The 23729-nt window shown below is 73.7% G+C and carries 24 protein-coding genes and 1 pseudogene; 10 read left to right on the top strand and 15 right to left on the bottom strand.

Annotation, left to right across the window (positions count from 1 at the left end; all coding sequences use genetic code 11):
- The first annotated feature begins 48 nt into the window (after nt 1-48).
- Nucleotides 49-951: a TIGR01777 family oxidoreductase gene (locus ACIP9H_RS12340; RefSeq protein ID WP_401583896.1), complete on the top strand. Its 903-nt coding sequence runs from the start codon at nt 49-51 to the stop codon at nt 949-951.
- 155 nt (nt 952-1106) lie between these two features.
- Complete coding sequence (locus tag ACIP9H_RS12335) at nt 1107-2348, top strand: NAD(P)/FAD-dependent oxidoreductase (protein WP_401583893.1); 1242 nt, start codon at nt 1107-1109, stop codon at nt 2346-2348.
- Nucleotides 2349-2398: 50 nt separating this feature from the next.
- Here ACIP9H_RS12335 and ACIP9H_RS12330 read toward each other — a convergent pair whose 3' ends face one another.
- Nucleotides 2399-3865, bottom strand: a complete 1467-nt coding sequence (locus ACIP9H_RS12330; protein WP_401583890.1) for a regulator — start codon at nt 3863-3865, stop codon at nt 2399-2401.
- 262 nt (nt 3866-4127) lie between these two features.
- Here ACIP9H_RS12330 and lipB point away from each other — a divergent pair, with 262 nt between their 5' ends.
- The 4 genes from lipB (at nt 4128) to ACIP9H_RS12310 (ending at nt 7160) form a co-directional block, all read left to right on the top strand.
- Nucleotides 4128-4913, top strand: a complete 786-nt coding sequence (lipB, locus tag ACIP9H_RS12325) for a lipoyl(octanoyl) transferase LipB (protein ID WP_401583888.1) — start codon at nt 4128-4130, stop codon at nt 4911-4913.
- 65 nt (nt 4914-4978) lie between these two features.
- The gene (lipA, locus tag ACIP9H_RS12320; protein WP_401583886.1) at nt 4979-5941 is read left to right on the top strand and encodes a lipoyl synthase; all 963 of its coding nucleotides are present in this window, start codon (nt 4979-4981) and stop codon (nt 5939-5941) included.
- A gap of 227 nt (nt 5942-6168) precedes the next feature.
- Nucleotides 6169-6399: a hypothetical protein gene (locus tag ACIP9H_RS12315; RefSeq protein ID WP_360911622.1), complete on the top strand. Its 231-nt coding sequence runs from the start codon at nt 6169-6171 to the stop codon at nt 6397-6399.
- An 80-nt stretch (nt 6400-6479) separates the two neighbouring features.
- The gene (locus ACIP9H_RS12310; RefSeq protein ID WP_401959008.1) at nt 6480-7160 is read left to right on the top strand and encodes a DUF4191 domain-containing protein; all 681 of its coding nucleotides are present in this window, start codon (nt 6480-6482) and stop codon (nt 7158-7160) included.
- A gap of 98 nt (nt 7161-7258) precedes the next feature.
- Here ACIP9H_RS12310 and ACIP9H_RS12305 read toward each other — a convergent pair whose 3' ends face one another.
- Nucleotides 7259-7726 (bottom strand): RDD family protein, encoded by a 468-nt coding sequence (locus ACIP9H_RS12305; RefSeq protein WP_360911508.1) that lies wholly within the window; start codon nt 7724-7726, stop codon nt 7259-7261.
- A gap of 199 nt (nt 7727-7925) precedes the next feature.
- Between ACIP9H_RS12305 and glnA the strand changes: the two genes are divergently transcribed.
- On the top strand, nt 7926-9338 hold the full coding sequence (gene glnA / locus ACIP9H_RS12300; RefSeq protein ID WP_401583880.1) for a type I glutamate--ammonia ligase: 1413 nt from the start codon (nt 7926-7928) through the stop codon (nt 9336-9338).
- 313 nt (nt 9339-9651) lie between these two features.
- Entirely contained in the window at nt 9652-11046 is a 1395-nt protein-coding gene (locus ACIP9H_RS12295) for an MFS transporter (protein ID WP_401583877.1), read from the top strand.
- A 186-nt stretch (nt 11047-11232) separates the two neighbouring features.
- On the opposite strand, the gene ACIP9H_RS12290 is transcribed toward ACIP9H_RS12295, so the two are convergent.
- The 8 genes from ACIP9H_RS12290 to ACIP9H_RS12255 form a co-directional block, all read right to left on the bottom strand.
- Nucleotides 11233-11901, bottom strand: a complete 669-nt coding sequence (locus ACIP9H_RS12290; protein WP_401959006.1) for a (2Fe-2S)-binding protein — start codon at nt 11899-11901, stop codon at nt 11233-11235.
- A gap of 108 nt (nt 11902-12009) precedes the next feature.
- Nucleotides 12010-12678: a GntR family transcriptional regulator gene (locus ACIP9H_RS12285; RefSeq protein WP_401959005.1), complete on the bottom strand. Its 669-nt coding sequence runs from the start codon at nt 12676-12678 to the stop codon at nt 12010-12012.
- Between the two features lie 60 nt (nt 12679-12738).
- A complete protein-coding gene (locus ACIP9H_RS12280; protein ID WP_401583872.1) occupies nt 12739-13740 on the bottom strand; it encodes a proline racemase family protein in 1002 nt (333 codons plus the stop codon).
- A 13-nt stretch (nt 13741-13753) separates the two neighbouring features.
- Nucleotides 13754-14650, bottom strand: a complete 897-nt coding sequence (locus ACIP9H_RS12275) for a dihydrodipicolinate synthase family protein (protein ID WP_401583870.1) — start codon at nt 14648-14650, stop codon at nt 13754-13756.
- A complete protein-coding gene (locus tag ACIP9H_RS12270) occupies nt 14637-16019 on the bottom strand; it encodes an FAD-dependent oxidoreductase (protein WP_401583867.1) in 1383 nt (460 codons plus the stop codon). Before ACIP9H_RS12270 ends, ACIP9H_RS12275 begins: the two co-directional genes overlap by 14 nt.
- Entirely contained in the window at nt 16016-16312 is a 297-nt protein-coding gene (locus tag ACIP9H_RS12265) for a (2Fe-2S)-binding protein (protein WP_401583864.1), read from the bottom strand. The genes ACIP9H_RS12270 and ACIP9H_RS12265 overlap by 4 nt, the downstream gene beginning before the upstream one ends.
- Nucleotides 16309-17481, bottom strand: coding sequence for an NAD(P)/FAD-dependent oxidoreductase (locus ACIP9H_RS12260; RefSeq protein WP_401583861.1), 1173 nt, complete (start codon nt 17479-17481; stop codon nt 16309-16311). Before ACIP9H_RS12260 ends, ACIP9H_RS12265 begins: the two co-directional genes overlap by 4 nt.
- Nucleotides 17482-17791: 310 nt before the next feature.
- Nucleotides 17792-18886: a magnesium and cobalt transport protein CorA gene (locus ACIP9H_RS12255; protein ID WP_401583858.1), complete on the bottom strand. Its 1095-nt coding sequence runs from the start codon at nt 18884-18886 to the stop codon at nt 17792-17794.
- A 217-nt stretch (nt 18887-19103) separates the two neighbouring features.
- Between ACIP9H_RS12255 and ACIP9H_RS12250 the strand changes: the two genes are divergently transcribed.
- Nucleotides 19104-19940 (top strand): undecaprenyl-diphosphate phosphatase, encoded by an 837-nt coding sequence (locus ACIP9H_RS12250; RefSeq protein ID WP_401583856.1) that lies wholly within the window; start codon nt 19104-19106, stop codon nt 19938-19940.
- A 5-nt stretch (nt 19941-19945) separates the two neighbouring features.
- Here the strand turns inward: ACIP9H_RS12250 and ACIP9H_RS12245 are convergent, their stop codons facing one another.
- The 5 genes from ACIP9H_RS12245 to ACIP9H_RS12225 all read right to left on the bottom strand — a co-directional run bounded on the left by ACIP9H_RS12245 (nt 19946) and on the right by ACIP9H_RS12225 (nt 23421).
- On the bottom strand, nt 19946-20527 hold the full coding sequence (locus ACIP9H_RS12245) for a TIGR03086 family metal-binding protein (RefSeq protein ID WP_401583853.1): 582 nt from the start codon (nt 20525-20527) through the stop codon (nt 19946-19948).
- Between the two features lie 102 nt (nt 20528-20629).
- Nucleotides 20630-21637: an NADPH:quinone reductase gene (locus ACIP9H_RS12240; RefSeq protein ID WP_401583850.1), complete on the bottom strand. Its 1008-nt coding sequence runs from the start codon at nt 21635-21637 to the stop codon at nt 20630-20632.
- A gap of 56 nt (nt 21638-21693) precedes the next feature.
- Entirely contained in the window at nt 21694-22098 is a 405-nt protein-coding gene (locus ACIP9H_RS12235) for a hypothetical protein (RefSeq protein ID WP_401583848.1), read from the bottom strand.
- A 79-nt stretch (nt 22099-22177) separates the two neighbouring features.
- Nucleotides 22178-23038: a Gfo/Idh/MocA family protein gene (locus ACIP9H_RS12230; RefSeq protein ID WP_401584724.1), complete on the bottom strand. Its 861-nt coding sequence runs from the start codon at nt 23036-23038 to the stop codon at nt 22178-22180.
- 8 nt (nt 23039-23046) lie between these two features.
- The gene (locus tag ACIP9H_RS12225; RefSeq protein WP_401583845.1) at nt 23047-23421 is read right to left on the bottom strand and encodes a 5-carboxymethyl-2-hydroxymuconate Delta-isomerase; all 375 of its coding nucleotides are present in this window, start codon (nt 23419-23421) and stop codon (nt 23047-23049) included.
- Between the two features lie 123 nt (nt 23422-23544).
- Between ACIP9H_RS12225 and ACIP9H_RS12220 the strand changes: the two are divergent.
- Nucleotides 23545-23729: pseudogene (locus ACIP9H_RS12220) on the top strand (glutamine synthetase); the annotation flags it as partial.

Raw genomic sequence — 23729 nt, 5'->3', positions numbered from 1 at the left:
AGCGTCACCCTGCCACAACGGGGCGCGCCGGCACGCGACCATGTCCCCATGCGCATCGCCATCACCGGCTCGTCCGGGCTCATCGGCTCCGCCCTGGTCCGCTCCCTGCTCGCCGACGGCCACGACGTCGTACGCCTCGTCAGGCGCCCGCCCTCCGCGGCGGACGAGGCGCGCTGGGACCCCGAGGGCGGCGGGATCGACACCGCGGCCCTGGAGGGCGTCGAGGCCGTGGTCAACCTCGCCGGGGCGGGGGTGGGCGACCACCGCTGGACCCCGGCGTACAAGCGGACCGTCCACGACAGCCGCGTACGGGGCACCGCGACGCTCGCCGGGGCACTGGCCTCCCTCGCCGCACCGCCGCGCGTCCTGGTCAGCGGGTCCGGGATCACCGCGTACGGGGACACCGGCGACCGCAGGGTCGACGAGAGCGCGCCCTACGGGGACGGGTTCCTGCCCGGCGTGTGCCGCGACTGGGAGGCCGCCGCGGCCCCGGCGCGGGACGCGGGCATCCGGACGGCGTTCTCCCGGACGGGCCTGGTCGTCTCGGGACGGGGCGGCGCGTGGGGGCGGCTGTTCCCGCTGTTCAAGGCGGGAGTGGGCGGGCGGCTGGGCAGCGGGCGGCAGTACTGGAGCTTCATCTCGCTGCGCGACCAGGTCGCGGCGCTGCGCCACATGATCGACCACGACACGGTCGCCGGGCCGGTCAACCTCTGCGCGCCCGAGCCGCCGACCAACGCCGAGGTGACCGCCGCCATGGCCCGGGTGCTGCGCCGGCCCGCGCTGTTCCCGGTCCCCGCGGCCGTCCTGCGCACCGTCGTCGGGGAGTTCTCCACCGAGATCCTCGGCAGTACGCGGGCCGTGCCGCGCGTGCTGCTCGACACCGGGTTCGTCTTCGCCCACCCCGGCATCGAGGAGGCGATCCGCGCGGCACTGGCCGACGAAAGGCACTGAATGCCACCAGGCGGCCCTCGGGCGGCATCAGTTGGGGAAGTTCTGGGCATGACGCTTCCAGCGCCAGCTGACGCGAGCGGGGAAACGTGCCGACCTCGGGGAGGGGCAACGTGCTCTCAACAGCACGCTCTACCGGTTCTTCAACGGACGTATGCGTGATCGGGGCCGGCGTGGCCGGTCTGTCGGCGGCGCATCATCTGATCAGCGCAGGGCTCCGCGTGACCGTCCTGGAGGCCGCCGACCGGGCCGGTGGGCGCATGGCCACCGACGAGGTGGACGGCTTCCTGCTGGACCGGGGCCCGCAACTGCTCAACACCTCCTACCCGGAGCTGCTCCGCACGCCGGGTCTGGACAACCTCCAGCTGCGGCCGTTCTCACCCGCCGTCCTGGTGCGGGCCGCGGGCCGCGGCTACCGCGTCGGCGACCCGCGCGGGGCCCTGGCGGCGGCCCGCGCCCCGCTGGGATCGCCGCTGGACAAGGCCAGGCTGCGGACGGCCCTGCACCGTCTCGCCGACACCCCGGTCGAACGCCTCCTGGAGCGGCCCGAGACGACGGCCGCCGAGGCGCTCGCCGCACGCGGGTTCGCCCCCCGCGCGGTCGACGGGTACCTGCGGCCGCTGCTCTCCGCGCTGCTGTGCGACCCCTGGCTGACGACGTCCAGCCGCTGCGCCGACCTGGTGCTGCGGGCCTTCGCCCTGGGGCGCACCTGCCTTCCCGCGGGCGGAGCCGAGGCCCTGCCGCGGCAGCTCGCGGGCGCGCTGCCGGAGGGGTCGCTGCGCCTGGGCACCCGCGCGGTGGCGGCCTCCACCAACGCGGTGCTGACCGAGGAGAAGGAGGAACTGCCGTGCCGGGCCGTGGTGGTGGCCACCGGGGCTCGCGCGGCGGCCGAGCTGCTGCCGGGGCTGCGCGTGCCGGAGTTCCACGCCGTCACCGTGGTCCACCACGCGGCCCCCACCGCGCCGTTGCGGGAGGCCGCGCTCGTCCTGGACGCGGACCGGCGCGGGCCGGTCTCGCACTCGCTCCCGGCGAGCCTGGTCGACCCGTCCCGCGCGCCGGTCGGCCGGACGCTGGTGACCTCGGTGCTGCTCGGTGCCGCGGCCGTCCCCGACCCGGACGACGACGCGGTGCGCGCGCATCTCGCCGAGCTCTACGGCACCTCCACCGCGGGCTGGCGGCTGCTGGCCGTGCACCACGACCCGGAGGCCGTGCCCGCCATGCCCGCGCCGCACGATCTGCGCCGCCCGGTGCGCATCCTCCAGGGGCTGTACGTCTGCGGCGACCACCGGGACACCAGCACGGTGCAGGGCGCGATGCTGTCCGGGCGCCGCGCGGCGCAGCGGCTGCTGCGCGACGTGGGCCTGCACCCGGGGTCCCGAACGGAACCCCTGGCCGCCTGAACCCGTCCGGCCGGCCCCTGGAGCAATGCCCCGGGGCCGGCCGGCACGCCTCAGCCCACCAGCACCCCGAGGGCCGCGGCCCGGTCGTGGAAGGCGCGTACCGAGGAGGCGTCGCGGTGCGCGTCGAGGCGGCGGCCGAAGTCCCGCACGTACTCCAGGGCGCGCACCGAGCGCATCTCGACGGCGGCCTGCATGGCCTCGGCGCCCAGCGCGCAGGCCGCGTCGACCTCGCCGAGTCCGAGGCGGGCGGTGGCGAGCACGGTGCGGCAGAACAGCCGGCTGCGGGCGTAGGCGGCGGGCCGCAGTTGCAGGGAGCGCTCCGCGTGCTGGGAGGCGGCGCGGTACTGCTGGAGGTCGCGGTGGCAGTGGCCGAACTCGTCGGCGAGCTGGGCCTCGTCGAAGAAGCGGGCCCAGGACGGGACGTCGTCCCCGGCGCGGGCGGCCTCCAGGGCGCGTTCGGCGCGCACGAGCGCCGCGGTGCACGCCCGGACCTCGCCGAGCAGGCCGTGCCCGCGGGCCTCGGCCGCGTGCAGCAGCGCCTGGACGGCCGGCGGGGCCGCGCTGCCCACGCCCTGCTGGGCGACCCGGGCGAGCTGGACGGCCTCGCGGCCGTGCCCGAGGTAGACCGCCTGGCGGCTCATCGTGACCAGCACGTAGCCGCCGTAGACCCGGTCGCCGGCCGCCTGGGCGAGCCGCAGCGACTGCACGAAGTAGCGCTGGGCGAGCCCGTGGGCGCCGATGTCGTACGAGGTCCAGCCGGCGAGCCGGGTCAGGTCGGCGACGGCGGCGAACAGGCGGCGGCCCATGGTCTCGCCGTAGCTGCCGCGCAGCATCGGTTCTGCCTCGTGCTCCAGGTAGCGCACGAGGGCCTGGCGGGCGTGGCCGCCGCCGAAGGCGTTGTCCAGGGAGCGGAAGAGCTCGCCGACGGAGCGCAGGGCGGCGAGGTCGCCCATGGTGACCCGGTTCCCGCCCGGGCCTCCCGGCACCTGGGGCGCCGCGTCGCCGCGGGTGCGCTGGGCGGGCAGCCGGGGCACGCCGCCGCCCGCGGGGCCCGGTTCGGCGCTGCGCCCGACGCGGTCGTCCGCGCGCCCGATGAGCCAGTCGCGGCTGGGGACGACCAGGCCGGCCGGGGTGAAGGCGATCTTGCGCAGGTCGGCAGGGCTGCCGGTGTCCTTGCGCCACAGCCCGGACACGATCTCCACGGCCTCCTCGGGGGAGGCGGCGAACTCCAGTCCCGCGTAGACCGGGGCCACGGCGTCGAGGCCGAGGTCGTGGGCGGACAGCCGCCGCCCGAGCCGCCGGGTGAAGACCTCGGCGATCAGCGCGGGGGTGGTGCCGCGCGGTTGCTGGCCGCGCAGCCAGCGGGTGACGGAGGTCTTGTCGTACCGCAGGTCGAGCCCGTGCTCGATGCCGAGCTGGTCCACGCGGCGGGCGAGTCCCGCGTTGGAGAAGCCGGCTTCGGCGATGAGGGCCGCGAGTTGGCGGTTGGGGGGGCGCTGCGAGGAACGGTCGGACATCAGTGGTGCGGTCCCCTGCCTTCCGGGCTATCTCAAGAACGGCGCGAATGTAACGTTCTGTACCGGGACGCTCACTACCGGAGCCTCGCATTCGCTGTAACGGGTGAACCTTCCCCCGCATAACGCCGGAATCCATCCCTCCGCCCGTTTCGGGTGCTATCTGCAGCCCGCTGCAAGGCAGGACCGCGGCGGACGTACAGTTGCCAGGGCGCCCGGTGTCGACCGAACGGGCGCCGCAGCACGCGATCACAAGGGAGCGGCCGTGAGTGAGCTGCACTTCGTCCATCTGGGCTTCGGCAAGGACGCCGTGGAGTATCAGGAGGCATGGCAGGAGCAGCGCCGGGTGCACGCCGCGCGTTTCGCGGACGAGGTCCCCGACACCTGCCTGCTGCTGGAGCACCCGCCGGTGTACACCGCCGGCCGCCGCACCGAGGACAGCGAGCGCCCGCTGGACGGCACGCCGGTCATCGACGTGGACCGCGGCGGCAAGATCACCTGGCACGGCCCCGGCCAGCTCGTCGGCTACCCGATCCTGAAGCTGCCGCGCCCGGTCGACGTCGTCGCCCATGTGCGCCGGCTGGAGGAGGCGCTGATCAACGCGTGCGCCGAGTTCGGCCTGACGACGACCCGTGTGGAGGGCCGCAGCGGGGTGTGGGTGCTCGGCGACCCGATCGAGGACCGCCCCGCGGTGATCCCCGGGCTGACCCTGGACTTCGACCCCCGTCTGCACGACGACGAGTTCGACCCGCGGCTGTCCGGCCCCGAGTACGCCCCCTCCAACGCCGGCCAGCGCCGCGAGGACCGCAAGCTGGGCGCGATCGGCATCCGGGTCGCCAAGGGCGTCACCATGCACGGCTTCGCCCTCAACTGCAACCCGGACAACACCTGGTTCGACCGGATCGTGCCGTGCGGCATCCGGGACGCGGGCGTGGCCTCGCTCAGCAACGAGCTGGGGCGGGAGATCGGCGTCACGGACGCGCTGCCGGTCGTGGAGAAGCACCTGCGGGCCGTACTGGAGTCGGCCGAGCCGCTGCCGCGCGCGGTCTGAGGTGGGAATCCACGGGCGTAGGCTGATGTTCACCGAGGAAATGAAGTCGCGAGAGGGAGTCGACCGTGTCAGCTGTGGCACCTGAAGGCCGCAAGATGCTGCGTCTGGAGGTCCGCAACAGCCAGACCCCCATCGAGCGCAAGCCCGAGTGGATCAAGACCCGGGCGAAGATGGGCCCCGAGTACACCGAGCTGCACGGCCTGGTGAAGCGCGAGGGCCTGCACACGGTGTGCCAGGAAGCCGGCTGCCCCAACATCTTCGAATGCTGGGAGGACCGCGAGGCCACCTTCCTCATCGGCGGCGACCAGTGCACGCGCCGCTGCGACTTCTGCCAGATCGACACCGGCAAGCCGCAGGCGCTCGACCGCGACGAGCCGCGCCGGGTGGGCGAGTCCGTCGTCACGATGGACCTGAACTACGCCACGATCACCGGTGTCGCCCGCGACGACCTGGAGGACGGCGGCGCCTGGCTGTACGCCGAGACGGTGCGCCAGATCCACGCCATGACCGGCGCCCGCGCGGCCGGCCGTACCAAGGTCGAGCTGCTCATCCCGGACTTCAACGCGGACCCCGCGCAGCTCGCCGAGGTCTTCGGCGCCCGCCCCGAGGTGCTCGCGCACAACGTCGAGACGGTCCCGCGGATCTTCAAGCGCATCCGCCCCGGCTTCCGCTACGAGCGCTCGCTCGAGGTCATCACCAAGGCCCGCGAAGCCGGCCTGGTGACCAAGTCCAATCTGATCCTCGGCATGGGCGAGGAGCGCGCGGAGATCAGCCAGGCCCTCCAGGACCTGCACGACGCGGGCTGCGAGCTGATCACCATCACGCAGTACCTGCGGCCGAGCCTGCGCCACCACCCGGTGGAGCGCTGGGTCAAGCCGCAGGAGTTCGTGGAGCTGAAGGAGGAGGCCGAGGAGATCGGCTTCGCCGGTGTCATGTCCGGCCCCCTGGTGCGGTCCTCGTACCGGGCGGGACGCCTGTTCCAGCAGGCGATGGAGCGGCGCGGAGCGGTGGCCGCCGAGGCGGTCTGATCACCCACCGCACTCGGCCGGCGAACGTGCGGTTCGTCACGTCAGGGGCCCCACTCGGGCCCCTTTCGTGTCTCTGACGTGCAGCGGACGCAGCAGGCCGACGTAAAGGGACCGCCCGGGTTTCACGACGGTTTGACCGGCCAGTCACGGGCTGGTAACACAATGTGGTGACTCTGGATAAGCGGAACAACCAGACGCGTTTGAGCCGTCCTGAGGGGGACACCACCATGCAGGCCGAGGCCGCACAGCTCCATCGCCAGAGCACCATCCCCGGCGCCGCCGCGGGCGCGCTGCGCGCCGTGGAGTCCTTCCTGTTCCGCGGCGCCGAGGCGACCGCGCGACGCAACGCCTGGACGGCCGTGCTCGAGGACCGCAAGCGCGCCCGGGACCGCCGCGAGGCCCAGCACGTCATGGACGCCCTGGTCTCCGCCCGTACGGGCCGGCAGGACACCTTCTAGCCCCTTCCCGGCCGCCGCCCGGTGGGTTTCCCACCCCTCCGGTGGAGCCCGCGCCGTGCGGGACACGTATCCTGTGCGGCATGGCGAGGGAAACATCCGAGAACAACCCTGGGCGCCTCAAGCAGATCGCCCAGACCTACAAGATGACCAGGCGGGTCGACTCCAAGGTCGGACTCGTCCTCGCGGCTGTGGGAGTCGTCACCTTCGGTGTCATCCTCGCCGTCGGCTTCGCGATCGGTCACCCCATCTACGCGGGCATCCTGGGCTTCCTGCTGGCCCTCCTCGCGATGGCGGTCGTCTTCGGACGGCGTGCCGAGCGGGCGGCCTTCGGCCAGCTGGAGGGACAGCCCGGCGCCGCGGCGGCCGTACTGGACAACGTCGGCCGGGGCTGGTCGGTGACGCCCGCGGTGGCGATGAACCGCAACCAGGACGTCGTGCACCGCGCGGTCGGCAAGGCCGGCATCGTCCTGGTGGGCGAGGGCAACCCGAACCGGGTGAAGAGCCTGCTGGCCGCCGAGAAGAAGAAGATGTCGCGGGTGGTCTACGACGTGCCGGTGACCGACATCATCGTCGGCAACGGCGAGGGCGAGGTCTCCCTGAAGAAGATCCGCGCGACGCTGCTGAAGCTGCCGCGCGTGCTGCCGGGTCCCAAGGTCACCGAGGTGAACGACCGCCTGCGGGCGCTCGGCGACCTCATGAGCAACATGCCGGTCCCGAAGGGCCCGATGCCCAAGGGCATGCGGATGCCGAAGGGCCGCTGAGGACCGGGCCACCGCCCGAGGAACGCAGCAGAACGGGCCGTGCCCCGGACGATGTCCATCGTCCGGGGCACGGCCCGTTCTCGTGTGGTGGCAGGTGGTCACATCCGAACCTGGACCGCCTTCACCGCCCGGTCGTGCATGCCGCGGGTGTCGCGGTCCCAGACCACCGCCGGGACCACCAGCAGGAGGAGGAAGGTGCGCAGCACCGCCGCGCCGGGGCCGAGCCGGGCGCCGTCCTCCCGGATCACGCGCAGCCCCAGCAGGCGCTTGCCCGGGGTGGTGCCGACGGTGCCCAGCAGCAGCACGCTCATGACACCGAAGACGACCGTGGTCCACGGATTGGCCGCGGCCGCGTCACGGTGCGCGATCAGGCCGTATGCGATCAGCGCGCACAGGCCCCAGTCGATGAAGAGCGCCGCGATCCGCCGCCCGACCGGGGCGATCGAGCCGGGGCCCTCCTCCGGCAGGCCGAGGCGCTTGCCGCGGTAGCCGAAGTCCACGCCCATCCGCTCGGCGGCCGCCTTCGGGCCCTCGATCCACGATCCGATGACATCCCTGTTGTCCACGGCTCCACGGTACGCGCCCGTCCCGGGCCGCCCGCGCCCGACCCGTCGCACACCCGGCCACTCGGTTAACCTGCAAGAAACAAATGGGTCACGACGGGGAAATGCCCGGTCCCTATCGTCACCTCCAACGTGCGCCACCGCACTGGTCGCACCCATGAGCTGCAATCCGGCCTCCCGGGCCGGGCCAAGGAGGAGTTGGATGTCGTTCCAAAACGCCGACGAGGTGAAGAAGTTCATCTCGGACAACGACGTCAAGTTCGTGGACGTCCGGTTCTGCGACCTGCCCGGTGTGATGCAGCACTTCACCGTCCCGGTCGAGTCCTTCGACCCGGACGAGCAGCTGATGTTCGACGGCTCCTCGATCCGCGGCTTCCAGGCCATCCACGAGTCCGACATGGCGCTGATCGCGGACCTGTCCACGGCCAAGCTGGACCCGTTCCGCAAGGACTCCACGCTCAACGTCAACTTCTTCATCCACGACCCGATCACCGGTGAGCAGTACAGCCGTGACCCGCGGAACGTGGCGAAGAAGGCCGAGGCCTACCTCGCCTCCTCCGGCATCGCCGACACCGCGTACTTCGGCCCCGAGGCCGAGTTCTACGTCTTCGACAGCGCCCGCTTCGAGACCAGCGCGAACCAGTCCTTCTACCACATCGACTCCGAGGCCGGCGCCTGGAACAGCGGTGCGGAGCAGGACAACCGCGGCTACAAGGTCAAGTACAAGGGCGGCTACTTCCCGGTCCCGCCGGTCGACCACTTCGCCGACCTGCGCGCCGAGATCACCCTGGAGCTGATGAAGTCCGGCCTCCAGGTCGAGCGCCAGCACCACGAGGTGGGCACCGCCGGCCAGGCCGAGATCAACTACAAGTTCAACACGCTGCTCGCCGCGGCCGACGACCTGATGCTCTTCAAGTACATCGTGAAGAACGTCGCCTGGCGGGCCGGCAAGACCGCGACCTTCATGCCCAAGCCGATCTTCGGCGACAACGGCTCCGGCATGCACGTCCACCAGTCCCTGTGGGCAGGCGGCGACCCGCTCTTCTACGACGAGCAGGGCTACGCGGGCCTGTCGGACACCGCCCGCTACTACATCGGCGGCATCCTGCGGCACGCCCCGGCGCTGCTGGCGTTCACCAACCCGACGGTGAACTCCTACCACCGCCTGGTGCCCGGCTTCGAGGCCCCGGTCAACCTGGTCTACTCGCAGCGCAACCGCTCCGCGGCCATCCGCATCCCGATCACGGGTGCCAACCCCAAGGCCAAGCGCATCGAGTTCCGCGCCCCGGACTCCTCGGGCAACCCGTACCTGGCCTTCTCGGCGCTGCTGCTCGCCGGCCTCGACGGCATCAAGAACAAGATCGAGCCGGCCGAGCCCGTCGACAAGGACCTCTACGAGCTCGCCCCCGAGGAGCACGCGGGCGTCCCGCAGGTCCCGACCTCGCTGTCGGCGGTCCTGGAGTCCCTCGAGTCCGACCACGAGTTCCTCCTCCAGGGCGGGGTCTTCACCCCGGACCTGATCGAGACGTGGATCGACTACAAGCGGGTCAACGAGATCGCGCCGATCGCGCTGCGGCCGCACCCGCACGAGTTCGAGCTCTACTTCGACGTGTGACAGGGCCGCGGGTCTCCGGCCCGCGCGTTCACAGGCATTTCGGGGCCGTCGCCCGTGTCCTCTCGCATGCGGAGGACACGGGCGGCGGCCGTCGTACGTCCGGGCAAGTCTTCGGCTTCGGGCGCGAGTTCGCCCCAGGATCCCGGCGACGCCGGTCGACTCCACCGGCCGGGTGGCTGCCGGTGACCATTGGGGGGCATCGGGCGTGGCACGTTGATCGGCCGGAGCGGGTGACCTTGACTCCTTGCATGTGGTGACCAACAGCTCTCCCCGCACGTCGCGGCCGCTCGGTGCGGCGCTGGACAGTGCGCCCATGTCGCGGCTGCACATGAGGTTCTGGTTGCTGGCGGGGCTGGGGATCCTGCTGGACGGGTTCGACTTCTTCATCATCGGGGTGGCGAACCCGCTGATCGCCAAGGACTTCGGGGGGAGCGCGGCCGAGCGCGGGCTGCTGTCGTCGGCGGCGATCGTGGGGGCGGTGTTCGGGGCGGCGGCGCTGGGGCCGCTGGGGGACCGGATCGGGCGGAGCCGGATCTTCAAGGTCGACCTGTGGCTGTTCGTGGTGTTCTCGGTGGCGTGCGCCTGCGCGTGGGACATCTGGTCGCTGATCGTCTTCCGGCTGCTGCTGGGCGTCGCGGTGGGGCTGGACTACCCGATCGCGGCGAGCTACGTGGCCGAGATCCTTCCCGCGCGCAACCGCGGGCGGTGGCTGGTGAGCGCGTTCAGCCTCCAGGCGGCGGGGATCGTGCTGGGGGCCGCGGCCGGTGTGGTGATCCTGCTGGCGGCGCCGGAGACCGGGTCGTGGCGGCTGATGCTGGGCTTCGGGGTGGTGCCGGCGCTGGTGATCATCTGGTTGCGGCGGAACGTGCCGGAGAGCCCGCGCTGGCTGGCGCAGAACGGGCGCGAGGCGGAGGCCTGCGCGATCACGCGGAGGATGACCGGGCGGGACTGCCATGTGACGGAGGCGGACCGGGAGCGCGGCGAGGCGCCGCCGGAGGGGCTGAAGGCCTTCCTGCAACCGCAGTTGTTCTCACGGCGGCTGAGGCGGCGCACGGTCTTCACGGCGGTGCCGTGGTTCCTGATGGACATCGCGACGTACGGGGTGGGGATCTTCACCCCGACCCTGCTGGCCGGGCTGGCGCTCGGCGGGGCGAACGCGACGTTCATCTCGGACGACATCGCCTCGACCGAGGGCACGGCGCTGCTGGACGTCTTCCTGGTGGTCGGCTTCGTGCTGGCGATCGTCCTGGTGGAACGGGTCGGGCGGGTGCCGCTGCAGCTCGCGGGCTTCGCCATGATGACCGTGGCGCTGTGCATGCTGGCGGTGGCCGAGCAGCTGCCCGGCGGGGGCGACGCGCACCTGCCGCTGGTGTTCGTGGGCTTCGCGCTGTTCAACACGTTCATGAACCTGGGCCCGAACGCCACGACGTTCACCCTGCCCGCCGAGGTCTTCCCCTCCGACGTGCGGGCGGCGGGCCACGGCTTCGCGGCGGGCTGCGGCAAGCTCGGCGCGGCGCTGGGCACCTTCCTCTTCCCGGTGCTGCTGAACGCCGCCGGGACCAGTGCGCTGCTGTACGGCGTGGCCGTGACCAGCGCGCTGGGCCTCCTCGTGACGTGGACCTTCCGCATCGAGACGCGCGGGCGCTCGCTGGACGAGCTGTCGGGCGCGGAGTCCGCGACGCTGGCCCCGCGTGTCACCCCTCCGTGACGGCCGGGTCCGGACGACGCTTGTTGCACAGGGCTTGCAACAACTACTCAGGGGCATCAGCATGGAGGGCGAGGACGCGGCCGGCCCGTCAGCCTTCGGACCGGGCGCACCTGCGGTCCCAGGTGCGTCCTTCCCGGGGGGTGGTCGTCTTTCCGTCCGGCACCCGCCGGACCGGCCGGCCCGTCCTCAGCGCAGTACGCAGTCGCCGCACAGACCGCCGCCGGGCACCCGGTAGTACAGGCAGCAGCTGCGCCGCATGTACGCGGGAGCGGCGGGTCCGGACAGGCCGAGGGTCCCGGCGTCCCGCAGCAAGGGGTCGGCCAGCAGTGCCGCCACCAAGGCGGCCGCCCGGCTCGCCGCTTCGGGCCGCCCGCCCTCGCCCAGGCACCAGCTGTGCAGCACCCGCAGCGTCCCGGCCAGCGCCGAGGCCGCGTTGCCCCACAGCAGCCCCGCGGAGACCCCGGAGACCGCGCAAACGGCCTCGGTCAGCGGTACGAGGTGCCCGTGCAGCACGGCCTCGCCGAGCCGGTCGGCCGGCAGCCCCTCCCCCGCCGGCGGCAGCCACAGCTCGTCCGGCACGGCCCGCTCCGGATGCCACCACAGGCCGGCCACGTCGGGCAGCTGCCCGGTCAGCGCCGCGGGGCCGAGGGCGACCGACCACAGGCGGGCCGCGAGACCCTGGTGGGCCAGTGAGGCCGCGACGCGCCGTTCGTCCGTGCCGAGCCGGCGGCCGACCTCGGCGACCCGCCCGGTCAGCGCCTCCCGCGCGGGCCCCGCGTACACCTCCGCCAGCGGCACGAAGCCCTCGGCGCGCGGCTCCCCGGGCTCGGTGCGCAAGGTGAAGAAGGGCCCCACGACGCGCCCGCCCTACCGGTCACCGGCGGCGCGCGCGGCGGCCGGTGCAACGAGCAGGGTCATGCGGGTCACGCTCCCACCCACGGGGTTCGGGGTCCGGCCACCGTATCAGCGCGCCCACAGGCCCCTGACGTGGCCGAGATGACGCGTCATCACCGCCCGCACCGCCTCCTCGTCGCGGACGAGCAGGGCGTCGAGCAGCTCCAGGTGCTCCTCGGCCGAGGCCGTCAGCAGACCGCGTTCGGCGAGCGCGGTCAGCCCGTACAGGCGGGAGCGCTTGCGCAGGTCGCCGACGACCTCGACCAGGTGCGCGTTACCGGCCAGCGCGAGCAGGCCGAGGTGGAAGCGCCGGTCGGCCTCGACGTAGCCGATGAGGTCGCCGGTCGCGGCGGCGGCGACGATGGCCTCGGCGGCCGGGCGCAGCTCCTCCAGCGCGGCGGGGTCGGCGCCGGCGGCAAGACCGGTGACGGTGGGGATCTCGATGAGGGCGCGGATGTGCGTGTACTCGTCGAGCTGCCGCTCGGAGACCTCGGTGACCCGGAAGCCCTTGTTGGGCACCGGGTCCACCAGGCCTTCCTTCACCAGGTCGAGCAGGGCCTCGCGCACCGGGGTGGCCGAGACCCCGAAGCGGCCCGCCAGGGCGGGCGCGGAGTGCACCTCCCCCGGGCGCAGTTCGCCCGCCACGAGCGCGGCGCGCAGGGCGTCCGCGACGCGCTCGCGGTAACTGGGCCGCTGCCCGCCGAGGGAGGGCAGGGCGGGCCCGTCGTGAGCGGTCATCGGGCCGGTCCTCCTCGGCGTCCGGGCATGGGGTCGGCGACCAGTATCGGGGCGGGGCCGCTACAGGACGAATCCGGCCGGGAAGGGGTCGTCCGGGTCCAGCAGGTACTGGGCGGTGCCGGTGATCCAGGCGCGTCCGGTGATCGAGGGCAGGACGGCGGGGTGCCCGCCCACCTCGGTGGTGCCGGTCAGCCGGCCGGTGAAGTGCGTGCCGATGAAGGACTCGTTCACGAAGTCCTCGTGCAGCGGCAGTTCGCCGCGGGCGTGCAGCTGCGCCATGCGCGCGCTGGTGCCCGTGCCGCACGGGGAGCGGTCGAACCAGCCGGGGTGGATGGCCATCGCGTGCCGGGAGCGGACCGCGTCGGAGCCGGGGGCGAGCAACTGGACGTGCTTGCAGCCGCGGATGGTGGGGTCCTCGGGGTGGACGGGCGGGTCGTCGGCCTCGATGGCGTCCATCAGGGCCAGACCGGCGGCGAGGATGTCGTCCTTGCGGGCCCGGTCGAAGGGCAGGCCGAAGGCCTCCAGCGGCAGGATCGCGTAGAAGTTGCCGCCGTAGGCGAGGTCGTACGTCACCGTGCGGCCGTCGGCGAGGGTGGCCTTGCGGTCCAGCGCGACGGCGAACGAGGGGACGTTGCGCAGGGTCACGGCGGTGGCCGCGCCGCCGCTGACGGCGACCTCGGCGACGACGAGGCCGGCCGGGGTGTCCAGGCGGATCGTGGTGACCGGCTCGGTCACCGCCACCATGCCCGTCTCGACGAGGACGGTGGCCACGCCGATCGTGCCGTGGCCGCACATCGGCAGGTAGCCGGAGACCTCGATGTAGATGACGCCCCAGTCGGCGTCCGGGCGGGTGGGCGGCTGGAGGACCGCCCCGCTCATGGCGGCGTGGCCGCGCGGTTCGTCCATCAGCAGATGGCGGATGTGGTCGAGGTGGTCGCGGAAGTACAGCCGGCGTTCGTTCATCGTGGCGCCGGGGACGGTGCCGATCCCGCCGGTGACGACGCGGGTGGGCATGCCCTCGGTGTGGGAGTCGACGGCGTGCAGGACCAGGGAGCTGCGCATCGTGGGCCCCCGCTCAGTTCGCGCCGGCCGCGATGGCCTGCTCGGTCGCCGCCCGGACGGCCTTCTCCTGCTCCGGCAGCAGCGGTTGGCGCGGCGCGCGGCAGGGGCCGCCGTACCGGCCCGCGACGTCCATCGACACCTTCACCGCCTGCACGAACTCCGTCCGCGAGTCCCAGCGCAGCAGGGGGTGCAGCGCCTGGTACAGCGGCTGCGCCGCCGGGTCGCCCGCGACCGCCGCGCGGTACAGCGCGGTGGTGACCTGCGGAAGCGCGTTGGGGAAGCCGGCGACCCAGCCCTTGGCGCCGGCGGCGGCCAGTTCGAGGAGTACGTCGTCGGCGCCGACCAGCAGGTCCAGTTCCGGGGCGAGTTCGGCGATCTCGTACGCCCGGCGCACGTCGCCGCTGAACTCCTTCACCGCCCGGATGTGGCCCTCGGCGTGCAGTGCGGCCAGCAGCGGCGGCGTCAGGTCGACCTTCGTGTCGTGCGGGTTGTTGTACGCCACCACGGGCAGGCCCGCCTTGGCGACCTCCGCGTAGTGGGCACGTACCGACCGCTCGTCCGCCCGGTACGCGTTGGGCGGCAGCAGCATCACGGACGCGCACCCGGCGTCCGCCGCCTGCTCGGCCCACCGGCGCGCCTCACCGGACCCGTACGCGGCCACCCCGGGCATGACCCGGTCCCCGCCGACCGCCGCGACCGCGGTCTCCACGACCTTGGCCCGCTCGGCGGGGGTGAGCACCTGGTACTCGCCGAGCGAGCCGTTGGGCACGACCCCGTCGCAGCCGCCGGCGACCAGCCACCGGCAGTGCTCGGCGTAGGCGTCGTAGTCCACCGCGAGGTCCGACGCCCGCAGCGGCAACGCGGTCGCGACGAGCACCCCCCGCCACGGCCGTCCTTCATTCCGGTCCATCCTGTGTCCCCTCTCGTCCGGCTTCCTCTGCTGCGGTCGCGCTGTGGTCGTGGCCGGCCCCCTGCGGGGGCGGTGTGCCGCCGGCGAGCAGGCCGAGCGGTACGGGGCGGGCGAAGGGCCGGGCCGGCGGGGTGAAGGGGCAGCCGGCGACCGCGGCGACGGCGGGCCCGCAGACGCGTCCCTGGCAGTGGCCCATGCCCGCGCGGGTCAGCAGTTTGACCGTCCGCAGGTCCCCGGCGCCGAGGTCGCGCACGGCGGTGCGCACGGCGCCGGCGGGCACCTCCTCGCAGCGGCAGACGACGGTCTCGTCCGTGACGACGGTGCCGGCCCAGTCGTCGGGCACCCGGTAGACGGTGTCGAGGGCCTCGGCGAAGCGGCGCAGCCGGTCGCGGGCGCGGGCGGCGCGGGCCCAGGCGGCGGGGTCGGGTTCCGTGCCGCGCAGGCGGGCGGCTGCGGAGCGGCCAGCGATCTCGCCCTCGGCCAGGGCGAGCGCGGCGCCGCCGATGCCGGTGGCCTCGCCCGCGGCCCACAGGCCCGGCGCGGGGGCGCGCTGCTCGCTGTCGGTGTGCGGGACGTCGGCGAGGTCGGTGTGCGGCAGCATGCCGTGGCTGACGGCGAGGGTGTCGCAGGGCACCGTGCGCCGGGCGCCGCCGGGCCCGGCAAGGGTGACTGCCTCGACGCGGCTCGTGCCGTGGGCGGCGACGACGGTGTGCCGGCGCAGCGGGCGGACTCCGTGGCGGGCGAGCCGGACGGCGTACCCGGCGCCCTCGGCGAGCTTGCCGGGCGGCACGGAGCCGGGGCGGCGCAGCAGGGCGAGGGGGTCGGCCGCCTCGGCGAGGGCGGCGACGCGCGCACCGGCCGCGGCCAGGCCGGCGGCGACGGGCAGCAGGAGCGGCCCGGTCCCGGCGACGACGACGGTGCGGCCCGGCAGGACCAGCCCGCCCTTCAGCATGGCCTGGGCGCCGCCCGCGGTGACCACCCCGGGCAGGGTCCACCCGGGGAAGGGCAGCACCTTCTCGTACCCGCCGGTGGCGACGACGACCCCGTCCGCCCGCAGCGCCCCCGACTCCAGGGTGTGCACGGTGAAGCCGGGCTCCAGCAGCCAGACCTGATGATTCGCCAGGTGACGGACGCGCTCCGCCGCGATGTGGGCCGCCAGCCGGTCGCGCAGCCGGCGCCAGGTGCGCCAGGCGTGGTGCAGGGCCTGCGGCCGGCGGGCGCCGAGCCCCGCGGCCGGCTGCCGGTAGTACTGGCCGCCCGCCTCGGACGCGGCATCCACGAGGGTGACCCGCAGGCCTCCGTCGGCCGCCGCCACCGCGGCCGCGACCCCGGCGGGTCCGGCGCCCACGACGACGAGGTGCGCGCTCACGACCCCTCCCCCGTCTCGATGACGTCGCCGGGCCGCGCCTCGACCACACAGGCCCGTTGCCCCGGGCGCCCGTTGACCGTGACCAGGCAGTCGAAGCACACGCCGATCCCGCAGAAGACCCCGCGCGGCTCGCCGCCCGTCCGTGTCGTACGCCAGGAGACGACACCGGCCGACCACAACGCGGCGGCGACCGTACGGCCGGGCAGGACCGGGATCTCGCGCCCGTCGAGGGTGACCGTGAAGGCGGGCCCGGGTGCGGCGCGGGCGAGGCGGAGCGGCGTGCGGCGGGTCACGGGGTCTCCATCGCGTCGAAGCGCTCGGGGCGGAAGGGCGTGAGGTCGAGTTCGGGCGGCGTCCCGGTCAGCACCTGGGCGATCAAGTGGCCGGTGGCGGGGGCGAGTCCGATGCCGGCCCCCTCGTGGCCGCAGGCGTGGTGGAGTCCGGGGACGCGCGGGTCGGGGCCGATCGCGGGCAGGTGGTCCGGCAGATACGGGCGGAAACCGGCGTACGCGCGGATCGCGGAGACCTCGGCGAGCCGCGGGAAGAGCGCGACCGCCTGGGCGGCCAGCCGGCGCAGGGCGGGGAGGGAGAGCGTGCGGTCGAAGCCGACGCGTTCGCGGCTGGCACCGATGAGGACGGGCCCCGCGGCGGTGGACTCCACGACCGCGGAGGTCTGGAGGGCGGCCGAGTCGCTGGCGACGTCGGCGACGTAGTCGGCCGCGTAGACCTTGTGGCGGACGGTGCCGGGCGGCAGCGGTTCGGTGACGAGGATGAAGCCGCGCCGCGGGAGCACCGGCAGCCGCACCCCGGCGAGGGCGGCGATCTCGCCGCCCCAGGTGCCCGCGGCGTTGACCACGGCGGGGGCGTGGATCTCCGCCGTCCCGACGCGCACCCCGCGCACCGAGCCGTCCGCGGCGCGCAGCAGCGCCGTGACGGCGGACCCGGTGCGCAGTTCCGCGCCCATGTCGCGTGCGGCGCGGACGAGGTGGGCGGCGGCGAGCGCGGGCTGCACCTGGGCGTCCTGCGGGTAGTGGACGCCGCCCGCGAGGCCGGGCGCGAGGTGCGGTTCGAGGTCGCGCAGCGCGTCGGCGGCGACGGGCACGGCGTCCACGCCGGCCTGCCGCTGGCCGGCGGCGAACGCGTCGAGCGCGCGCACGCCCGCCTCGTCGGCGGCGACCACCAGCCCGCCCTTGGGCTCGTACTCCACGGCCCGGCCGAGCCCGGGGACCCCGGCCAGTTCGCGCCACAACCGCGCGGACAGCAGGGCGAGCCGCAGCTCCGGACCCGGCTCCTTGTCGGAGACCAGCAGATTGCCCTCGCCGGCCCCGGTGGTGCCGCCGGCCACGGGTCCGCGGTCCACCAGGACCGTACGGAGCCCCGCCGAGGCGGCGTAGTAGGCGCATGCCGCGCCCACCATTCCGGCGCCGACCACCACGACATCGCAGTTCGTCGGCCTGCTCACGTCAGTAATATGTCACACAGCACGCCGCGCGAACAGCCTCACGACAGCCCTTCTCCCCGCGCCCCGGCGGCCGGCGCCGGCGGACGCGCGATCCGGTGCCGTCATCGAGTGGCCGGGGCGGTCGGAGAGGCCGGCGGTCTCCAGGCCTCGCCGGTCAACTCCTCCTCACCCGGGCGGAATCACGGGACGAGGGCGGCCGCACCGCCGCACCGGGGTCGCCGATCCGCGGCCGGGACCGGGACCGGGACCGGGACCGCCTCGACCGGTGCGCGCCCGGCCGCCGGCAGTTCGCGCGCCGATGCCGCCGGCCTCAAAGCCAGCCGTTGCGCCGGAACCCGCGGTGAATGACGAAGCAGGCGACGGCCATGACCCCGATGGCGAGCGGATAGCCGTAGGTCCAGCGCAGTTCCGGCATGTGCTCGAAGTTCATGCCGTACAGCCCGCAGATCATGGTCGGCACGGCGAGGATGGCGACCCAGGCGCTGATCTTGCGCATGTCCTCGTTCTGAGCCATCGTCACCTGCGCGATATTGGCCTGGAGGATCGAGTTGAGCAGTTCGTCGAAGGCGGTGACCTGCTCGGTGGCGCGCGCGAGATGGTCGGCGGCGTCACGGAAGTAGGCGCGCAGATCGGCGTCGATGCCGGGCAGCTGGTCCTGCGACAGGGACTGCAGGGGCCGGCCGAGCGGCGCCACCGCCCGCTTGAGCTCCAGCAGTTCGCGCTTGAGCTGGTAGATCCGCCCGGCGTCGGTGCCCCGGCCGCGGGAGTCGGCGAAGACGTCGGCCTCCACGTCGTCGATGTCCCGCTGCACGGCGGCGGTGACGGCGAGGTACTGGTCGACGACGTGGTCGGTGATGGCGTGCAGGACCGCGGCCGGCCCCTTGGCGAGTTGGTCGGGGACGGTCTCCAGCCCCTCGCGCAGCGGCCCGAGGGAGCCGTGCCCGCCGTGCCGCACGGTGATGACGAAGTCGGCACCGGTGAAGACCATGACATGGCCGCTGTCCACGACTTCACTCGTCGCCGTCAACCGGTCGTGCTCGACGTAGCGGACGGTCTTCAGGATCGTGAAGAGGGTGTCCCCGTACCGCTCCAGCTTGGGCCGCTGCTCGGCGTGCACGGCGTCCTCGACGGCGAGCGGGTGCAGCCCGAACAGTTCGGCGACGCCCGCGAATTCGTCCTCGGACGGCTCGTGCAGCCCGATCCACACGAACCCCCGGCCGGACTTGCGCACCCGGGCTATCGCCTCGTACGCGGCGCAGTCTCCCTGCCGCAGACCCTCCTGGTAGACGACGCAGTTGACCACCGAACTGCCGAGGGGCGAGCGCCCGGGGTGGCTCAGGTCCACGCGCCGGTGGCGCGGATGAGCGAAACGGACGGCTTTGCGGAGGTTGTTGATCATTGACATGAAGGGCTCCTGAACGCGTCTGGCCTGCGCCAGTATGCCCAAGGGCCCGCCGCGCGGGGGATGCCGGGCGTGAAGGGGCGCCCGGCTCCGCACGGGGCGCGGCGGCCGGTGCGACCGGCGCCCTGGTTCGCGGGGGGCGCTACCCGTCTTTTACACTCCGTAGGGCTCCGGCCGTGACGGTCGCAGGCACGCCACGTACTCCGCAGAGATGGGTCCCATGAGCGCCATCAGTATCGGTCAGGCAGCTGTGCTCGGCGTCGTGGAGGGGGTCACGGAGTTCCTTCCGATCTCGTCCACCGGCCATCTGAAGATCACCGAAGGCCTGATGGGCATCGACGTCGACGACAAGGCCGTCGTCGCCTTCTCCGCGGTCATCCAGTCCGGCGCCATCGCCGCGGTCCTCGTCTATTTCTTCAAGGACATCGTCCGGATCTGCAAGGCGTGGTTCACCGGCCTGGCCAACCGCGAGGAGCGCTACCACCACGACTACAAGTTCGCCTGGTGGGTGATCTTCGCGACCATCCCGATCGTGGTGGTCGGCCTCGCGGCCAAGAAGCTCATCGAGGGACCGCTGGCCTCCCTGTGGGTCGTCGCCGGGTCGCTGATCGTCGGCAGCGGTGTGATGTGGGTCGCCGACCAGATGGGCCGGCACAAGCGCGGCGAGGACGACACCACCTTCAAGGACGCCATGCTCGTCGGCTCCTCCCAGATCCTCGCCCTGCTCTTCCCCGGCTTCTCCCGGTCCGGCGCGACGATGTCCACCGCGCTCATCCTCGACCTGGACCGGGTAGCCGCCACCCGTCTGTCCTTCTTCCTCGGCATCCCCGCCCTCGTCGGCGCCGGTCTGTACGAGCTGAAGGACGCGCTCGGCGCCGGCATCGACACGGCGCCCCTGGTCGTCGGGACCCTCGTCTCCTTCGTGGTCGCCTACGCCTCGATCGCCTGGCTGCTGAAGTTCGTCGCCAAGCACTCCTTCAACGCCTTCATCGTCTACCGCCTCGTCATCGGCGCCCTCCTCTTCGGCCTGCTCGCCACCGACGTCATCGGCGCCTGATCCGGTCAGGCCCGGGGGTCCCGGCCGGACAGCGCGAGAGCGCGGTCGAAGGCCGGCGCCCCGGGACCGGGGAGCCCGACGGGCGCGGCGAAGCCCTCGTACTGGCGGTAGACCTCCGCGTGGCGTTCGACGACACCGAGGACGAACTCCCCGAGGGCGTCGCCGCAGCGGTACTCCTGGCCGGTCGCCCGGGCGACGTCCCAGCCGTGGACGGCCAGCTCCTTGACGATCATCGCGGCGATCTCGGCGGCGGGCATCCGCGCGTACCCGAGGTCGATCTCGCCCTCCTGGACGGCGGGATCGGCCCAGGCCGCGACGGCGCGGTCCAGCTGCCGTGCGTAGGCCCCGGCCCAGTCCGGGTCGGCGGTGAAGTCGCGGGCGGTCAGCTCCTCGGGGAGCTGCCGGCGCAGGGCGCGGTGCTCCAGGCCGTGCGAGGTGTAGAGGATCCAGTGGTTGAGCAGCGCCCGTGTGTCCCATGCGGCGCAGGGCGTCGGGGCGGCGAGCTGCTCCGGGCCGGACGGCACGCCGCGGGCGATGCGGGCGGCCTCGGCGGCGGCTTCGGTCAGGTACGCGTGAAGATCGGTCATGCCGCCCACGCTAGGAACGCGGGCGGCACCCGGTCTTGAACAAACGCGACTCCCCCGGCTACCGCCGGGAGGTGCCCCCACCCGGCCGGCGGGAAGCCCGCGCTACACGTCGATGAGCACCTTGCCGATCGCACCGCCCTCGACCGCGGCGTGCGCCTGCGCGGTGCGCACGAGCGGGAAGTGGTGCAGCGGCAGGCCCGCCTCCTCGCCCACCCGCAGGGCGCCGACGGTCAGGGCGGCGGTGATCGCCGCGATCGCCTCGCGCTTGGCGGCGGCCGGCATCGTGTAGACCAGCACGCCCTGCCAGCGCAGGTTGCGGGAGAAGGTCTCCCGTACGGGCAGCGTCACCTCGGGGCCGCCGTTGTCCGCGTAGTAGGCGACGACGCCGTTCGGCGCGAGCACGGCGAGGTCGAGCTGCGCGTTGACCGCCACCGAGACCTCCGCGACGATGTCGACGCCGTCGGGGGCCGCCCGCAGGATCTCCTCCGCCGCGTCGCCCGCCCGGTAGTTCACCACGTGGTCGGCGCCGGCGGCCCTGGCCAGGCCCGCCTTGTGGGGACCGCTGACCGTGGCGATCACGGTCGCGTCCGACCACCGCGCCAGCTGGATCGCCGCGTTGCCGACCGCGCCCGCGCCGCCGGCGACCAGCACCGTGCGGCCGCGGAGCGTGCCGGGGCCGAGCCGGTGCGGGCCGCCCTCCAGCAGGGTCAGGGCGCGGTGCGCGGTCATCGCGGGGATGGGGATGCTCGCGCCGAGGTCGAAGGAGGCCCCGTCGGGCAGCGGCACGGCCTGCGCCTCCGGCACCGTCACGTACTCCTGCGCGGTGCCGCCGGGGCGCTGGTAGGCGGCCTCCCAGATCCACACCCGCTGGCCGTTCCTGGCGGGGTCGACGCCCTCGCCCACCGCGTCGACCACGCCGGCGCCGTCCTGGTTCGGCACGCGTTCGCCGCCGCCGGGCGGCGCGGCCGTCCGCGACTTCCAGTCCGTGGGATTCACCCCGGACACCTCGACCCGCACCCGGACCTCGCCGGGAGCGGGCTCCGGGACGGGACGCTCGGTCAGGCGCAGCACCTCCGGGCCGCCGCCCTCCGTGTACACGATCGCCTTCATGATCCGTACAAGTCCCGCCGGAGCGGGTTTCTTCCCGTGCCCGGCGGCCCGCGGGGTCAGACCCGCCCGATCCCGTCGCACAGTACGACGGGGCCGCCCCCGGGCGCCGGCGGCGGCTCGGGGAGCGCGCGCGCCGCCGCGCCCGGGGAGCGGCGCGGGGAGCGCGGGACGTACGCGCCGCTGGTGCCGCCGCGGCCGCGGTGCGCCAGGACGCCGGAGACCGGGTCGGGCACGGCGTCGAGCGCCGCCCGGATCCCGGGCAGGGTGTACCAGCCGAGCCAGTGCTCCTCCTCGCGGAAGCACAGCTCGAAGACCACGCCCCAACCGAACGTGTGCCATTCCCACGCCAGCGCACGGTTGGTGACCGCGGACTCCACAAGTGCGGGCGCGTACGCGTCGCGCCATGCCGCGGCGGATGTGCCGGCGTTGAGGACTTCGATGGACCACCAGTCCGCTGCCATACCCAAAACGATAGGCACTTCGCAAGCCCCCCGCCAGGGTTTGGCGCCTGACGGCGCGTCACCCTTCCCGCGCCGCGGGTCACACCGAGGCGAGCAGTTCCGTCACACGGAATCCGAAGCGGGCGTCGCAGGGGTGGGCGACACCCGTCTGCGCCGCTGTGAGCAGGGCGTCCACCGCCTTGCCGAAGGAGACGACCGGTCCGTCGCTGCGCGGGGGCAGCGTGGAGACCCCGTGGTCGCCACGGAATTCGACGGTCACACCCGCCGCCTCGGGGGGCGCGGTGAGGCTGAGCGTGGCGGTGCTGGACGCGCCGCTCGCGTGCCGGAGCACGAGGTGCACGGTGTCGCCGGGGCCCTGGGCGGAGGTGAGCGCGGTGACGTCGCCGAGCACCGGCAGCAGCACCGACAGCGCGTGCGGGCCGACGTCCCACAGCGCGCCCTTCTCGCGCCGCCAGGGCGAGTTGGCGTACGGGCTGTCACCGGAGGTGAAGACCGAGCCGAGCCAGTCGGCACGGGCGGTGAACCAGCCGTCCTCGGCGGCGCGTTCGTCGATCCACGCGGCGCTGTGCGGGGCGAAGCGCAGGGTGAAGAAGACGACCGAGGCCACCCCGGCCTTCTCCACGGCCTCGGCGACGCGGCGCGCGTCGTCCGCGGTGGTCGCCACCGGCTTGTCCAGCAGCAGGTGCCGGCCGGCCTCGGCGGCGCGTACGGCCAGCGGCGCCTGGACGTCCGGGGGCAGGGCGACGGCGACGGCGTCCACGTCGGCGATGAGCTCGTCGACGTCGGTGTAGGCGCGCGTGCCGTGCTCCGCGGCGAGCGCCTCCGCCGCCTCGGGGCGGCGGCCCCAGATCCCGGTGAACTCCACGCCGGGGTGGGCGGCGAGCGCGGGGGCGTGCGTGATCCCGGCCCAGGGGCCGGTGCCGAGCAGTCCGATGCGCATGCTCATGCTCAGGCCTCCTTCGCGGGCTCGGTGTGCTTGCGGTACCAGGCGGGGTCGAGGTCGATGATGTCGACGGCGCTCTGCACCCGCAGCTCCGGCGTGGCCGCCAGGTGGACGGCCAGGAGCTCCAGGACGGCCTCGCTCAGCTCGGCCTTGGCCTGCGGGCTGCGCCCGGCCATGACGGAGATCTGCGTGTAGACCATGGCGTGCTCCGCGCCGCCGTCGGCGATGACCGCCTCCTCGATGCGGCGGAAGCGGGTCGTGCAGGCTTCGGCCCGCGCGTCGATGGTCTTGGCGATGAGCGGGTGGAGCGCGAGCGCGAAGCCGCGCCGGTCGAACGCGTCCGCCAGTCCGGCGGAGTAGTCCACGGTGATGTGAGGCATGGCACACAGCGTAAGTGCTGCCCAGAGGCCCTGTCGGGCAGGGGTACCGGGCCCCGGGCGGTGCCCGGCGCACGGGACGCGGGCTCGTTCACACCGGGTTAACACATGGGCAATGGATGTGAAATCACGGATTGTGACGCTGCTGCGGAACAGACCAGCCGCCCCGCAAGGCCCGCGCCCCCGAGGATGACATCCGTGAGTTACAAGGCCGAGTACATCTGGATCGACGGTACCGAGCCGACCGCGAAGCTGCGCTCGAAGACCAAGATCCTGGCCGACGGCGAGGCGCCGGGTGTCTGGGGCTTCGA

The sequence above is a fragment of the Streptomyces sp. NPDC088732 genome, assembly GCF_044751205.1.
Lineage (GTDB): Bacteria > Actinomycetota > Actinomycetes > Streptomycetales > Streptomycetaceae > Actinacidiphila.
Note: the sequence above shows the minus strand (reverse complement) of the source record. Positions and strands in the feature narration are given on the sequence as shown.

Bases quoted from the DNA above. Each gene is read 5' to 3' on its own strand.
- ACIP9H_RS12245 (WP_401583853.1), bottom strand. From the start codon at position 20,527: ATGACCGATCTTCACGCGTACCTGACCGAAGCCGCCGCCGAGGCCGCC.
- ACIP9H_RS12295 (WP_401583877.1), top strand. From the start codon at position 9,652: ATGTCGCGGCTGCACATGAGGTTCTGGTTGCTGGCGGGGCTGGGGATC.
- ACIP9H_RS12310 (WP_401959008.1), top strand. From the start codon at position 6,480: ATGGCGAGGGAAACATCCGAGAACAACCCTGGGCGCCTCAAGCAGATC.
- ACIP9H_RS12330 (WP_401583890.1), bottom strand. From the start codon at position 3,865: ATGTCCGACCGTTCCTCGCAGCGCCCCCCCAACCGCCAACTCGCGGCC.
- ACIP9H_RS12225 (WP_401583845.1), bottom strand. From the start codon at position 23,421: ATGCCTCACATCACCGTGGACTACTCCGCCGGACTGGCGGACGCGTTC.
- ACIP9H_RS12275 (WP_401583870.1), bottom strand. From the start codon at position 14,650: ATGGACCGGAATGAAGGACGGCCGTGGCGGGGGGTGCTCGTCGCGACC.
- glnA (WP_401583880.1), top strand. From the start codon at position 7,926: ATGTCGTTCCAAAACGCCGACGAGGTGAAGAAGTTCATCTCGGACAAC.
- ACIP9H_RS12230 (WP_401584724.1), bottom strand. From the start codon at position 23,038: ATGCGCATCGGACTGCTCGGCACCGGCCCCTGGGCCGGGATCACGCAC.
- ACIP9H_RS12280 (WP_401583872.1), bottom strand. From the start codon at position 13,740: ATGCGCAGCTCCCTGGTCCTGCACGCCGTCGACTCCCACACCGAGGGC.
- ACIP9H_RS12285 (WP_401959005.1), bottom strand. From the start codon at position 12,678: ATGACCGCTCACGACGGGCCCGCCCTGCCCTCCCTCGGCGGGCAGCGG.
- ACIP9H_RS12315 (WP_360911622.1), top strand. From the start codon at position 6,169: ATGCAGGCCGAGGCCGCACAGCTCCATCGCCAGAGCACCATCCCCGGC.
- ACIP9H_RS12235 (WP_401583848.1), bottom strand. From the start codon at position 22,098: ATGGCAGCGGACTGGTGGTCCATCGAAGTCCTCAACGCCGGCACATCC.
- ACIP9H_RS12340 (WP_401583896.1), top strand. From the start codon at position 49: ATGCGCATCGCCATCACCGGCTCGTCCGGGCTCATCGGCTCCGCCCTG.
- ACIP9H_RS12255 (WP_401583858.1), bottom strand. From the start codon at position 18,886: ATGTCAATGATCAACAACCTCCGCAAAGCCGTCCGTTTCGCTCATCCG.
- ACIP9H_RS12240 (WP_401583850.1), bottom strand. From the start codon at position 21,637: ATGAAGGCGATCGTGTACACGGAGGGCGGCGGCCCGGAGGTGCTGCGC.
- ACIP9H_RS12250 (WP_401583856.1), top strand. From the start codon at position 19,104: ATGAGCGCCATCAGTATCGGTCAGGCAGCTGTGCTCGGCGTCGTGGAG.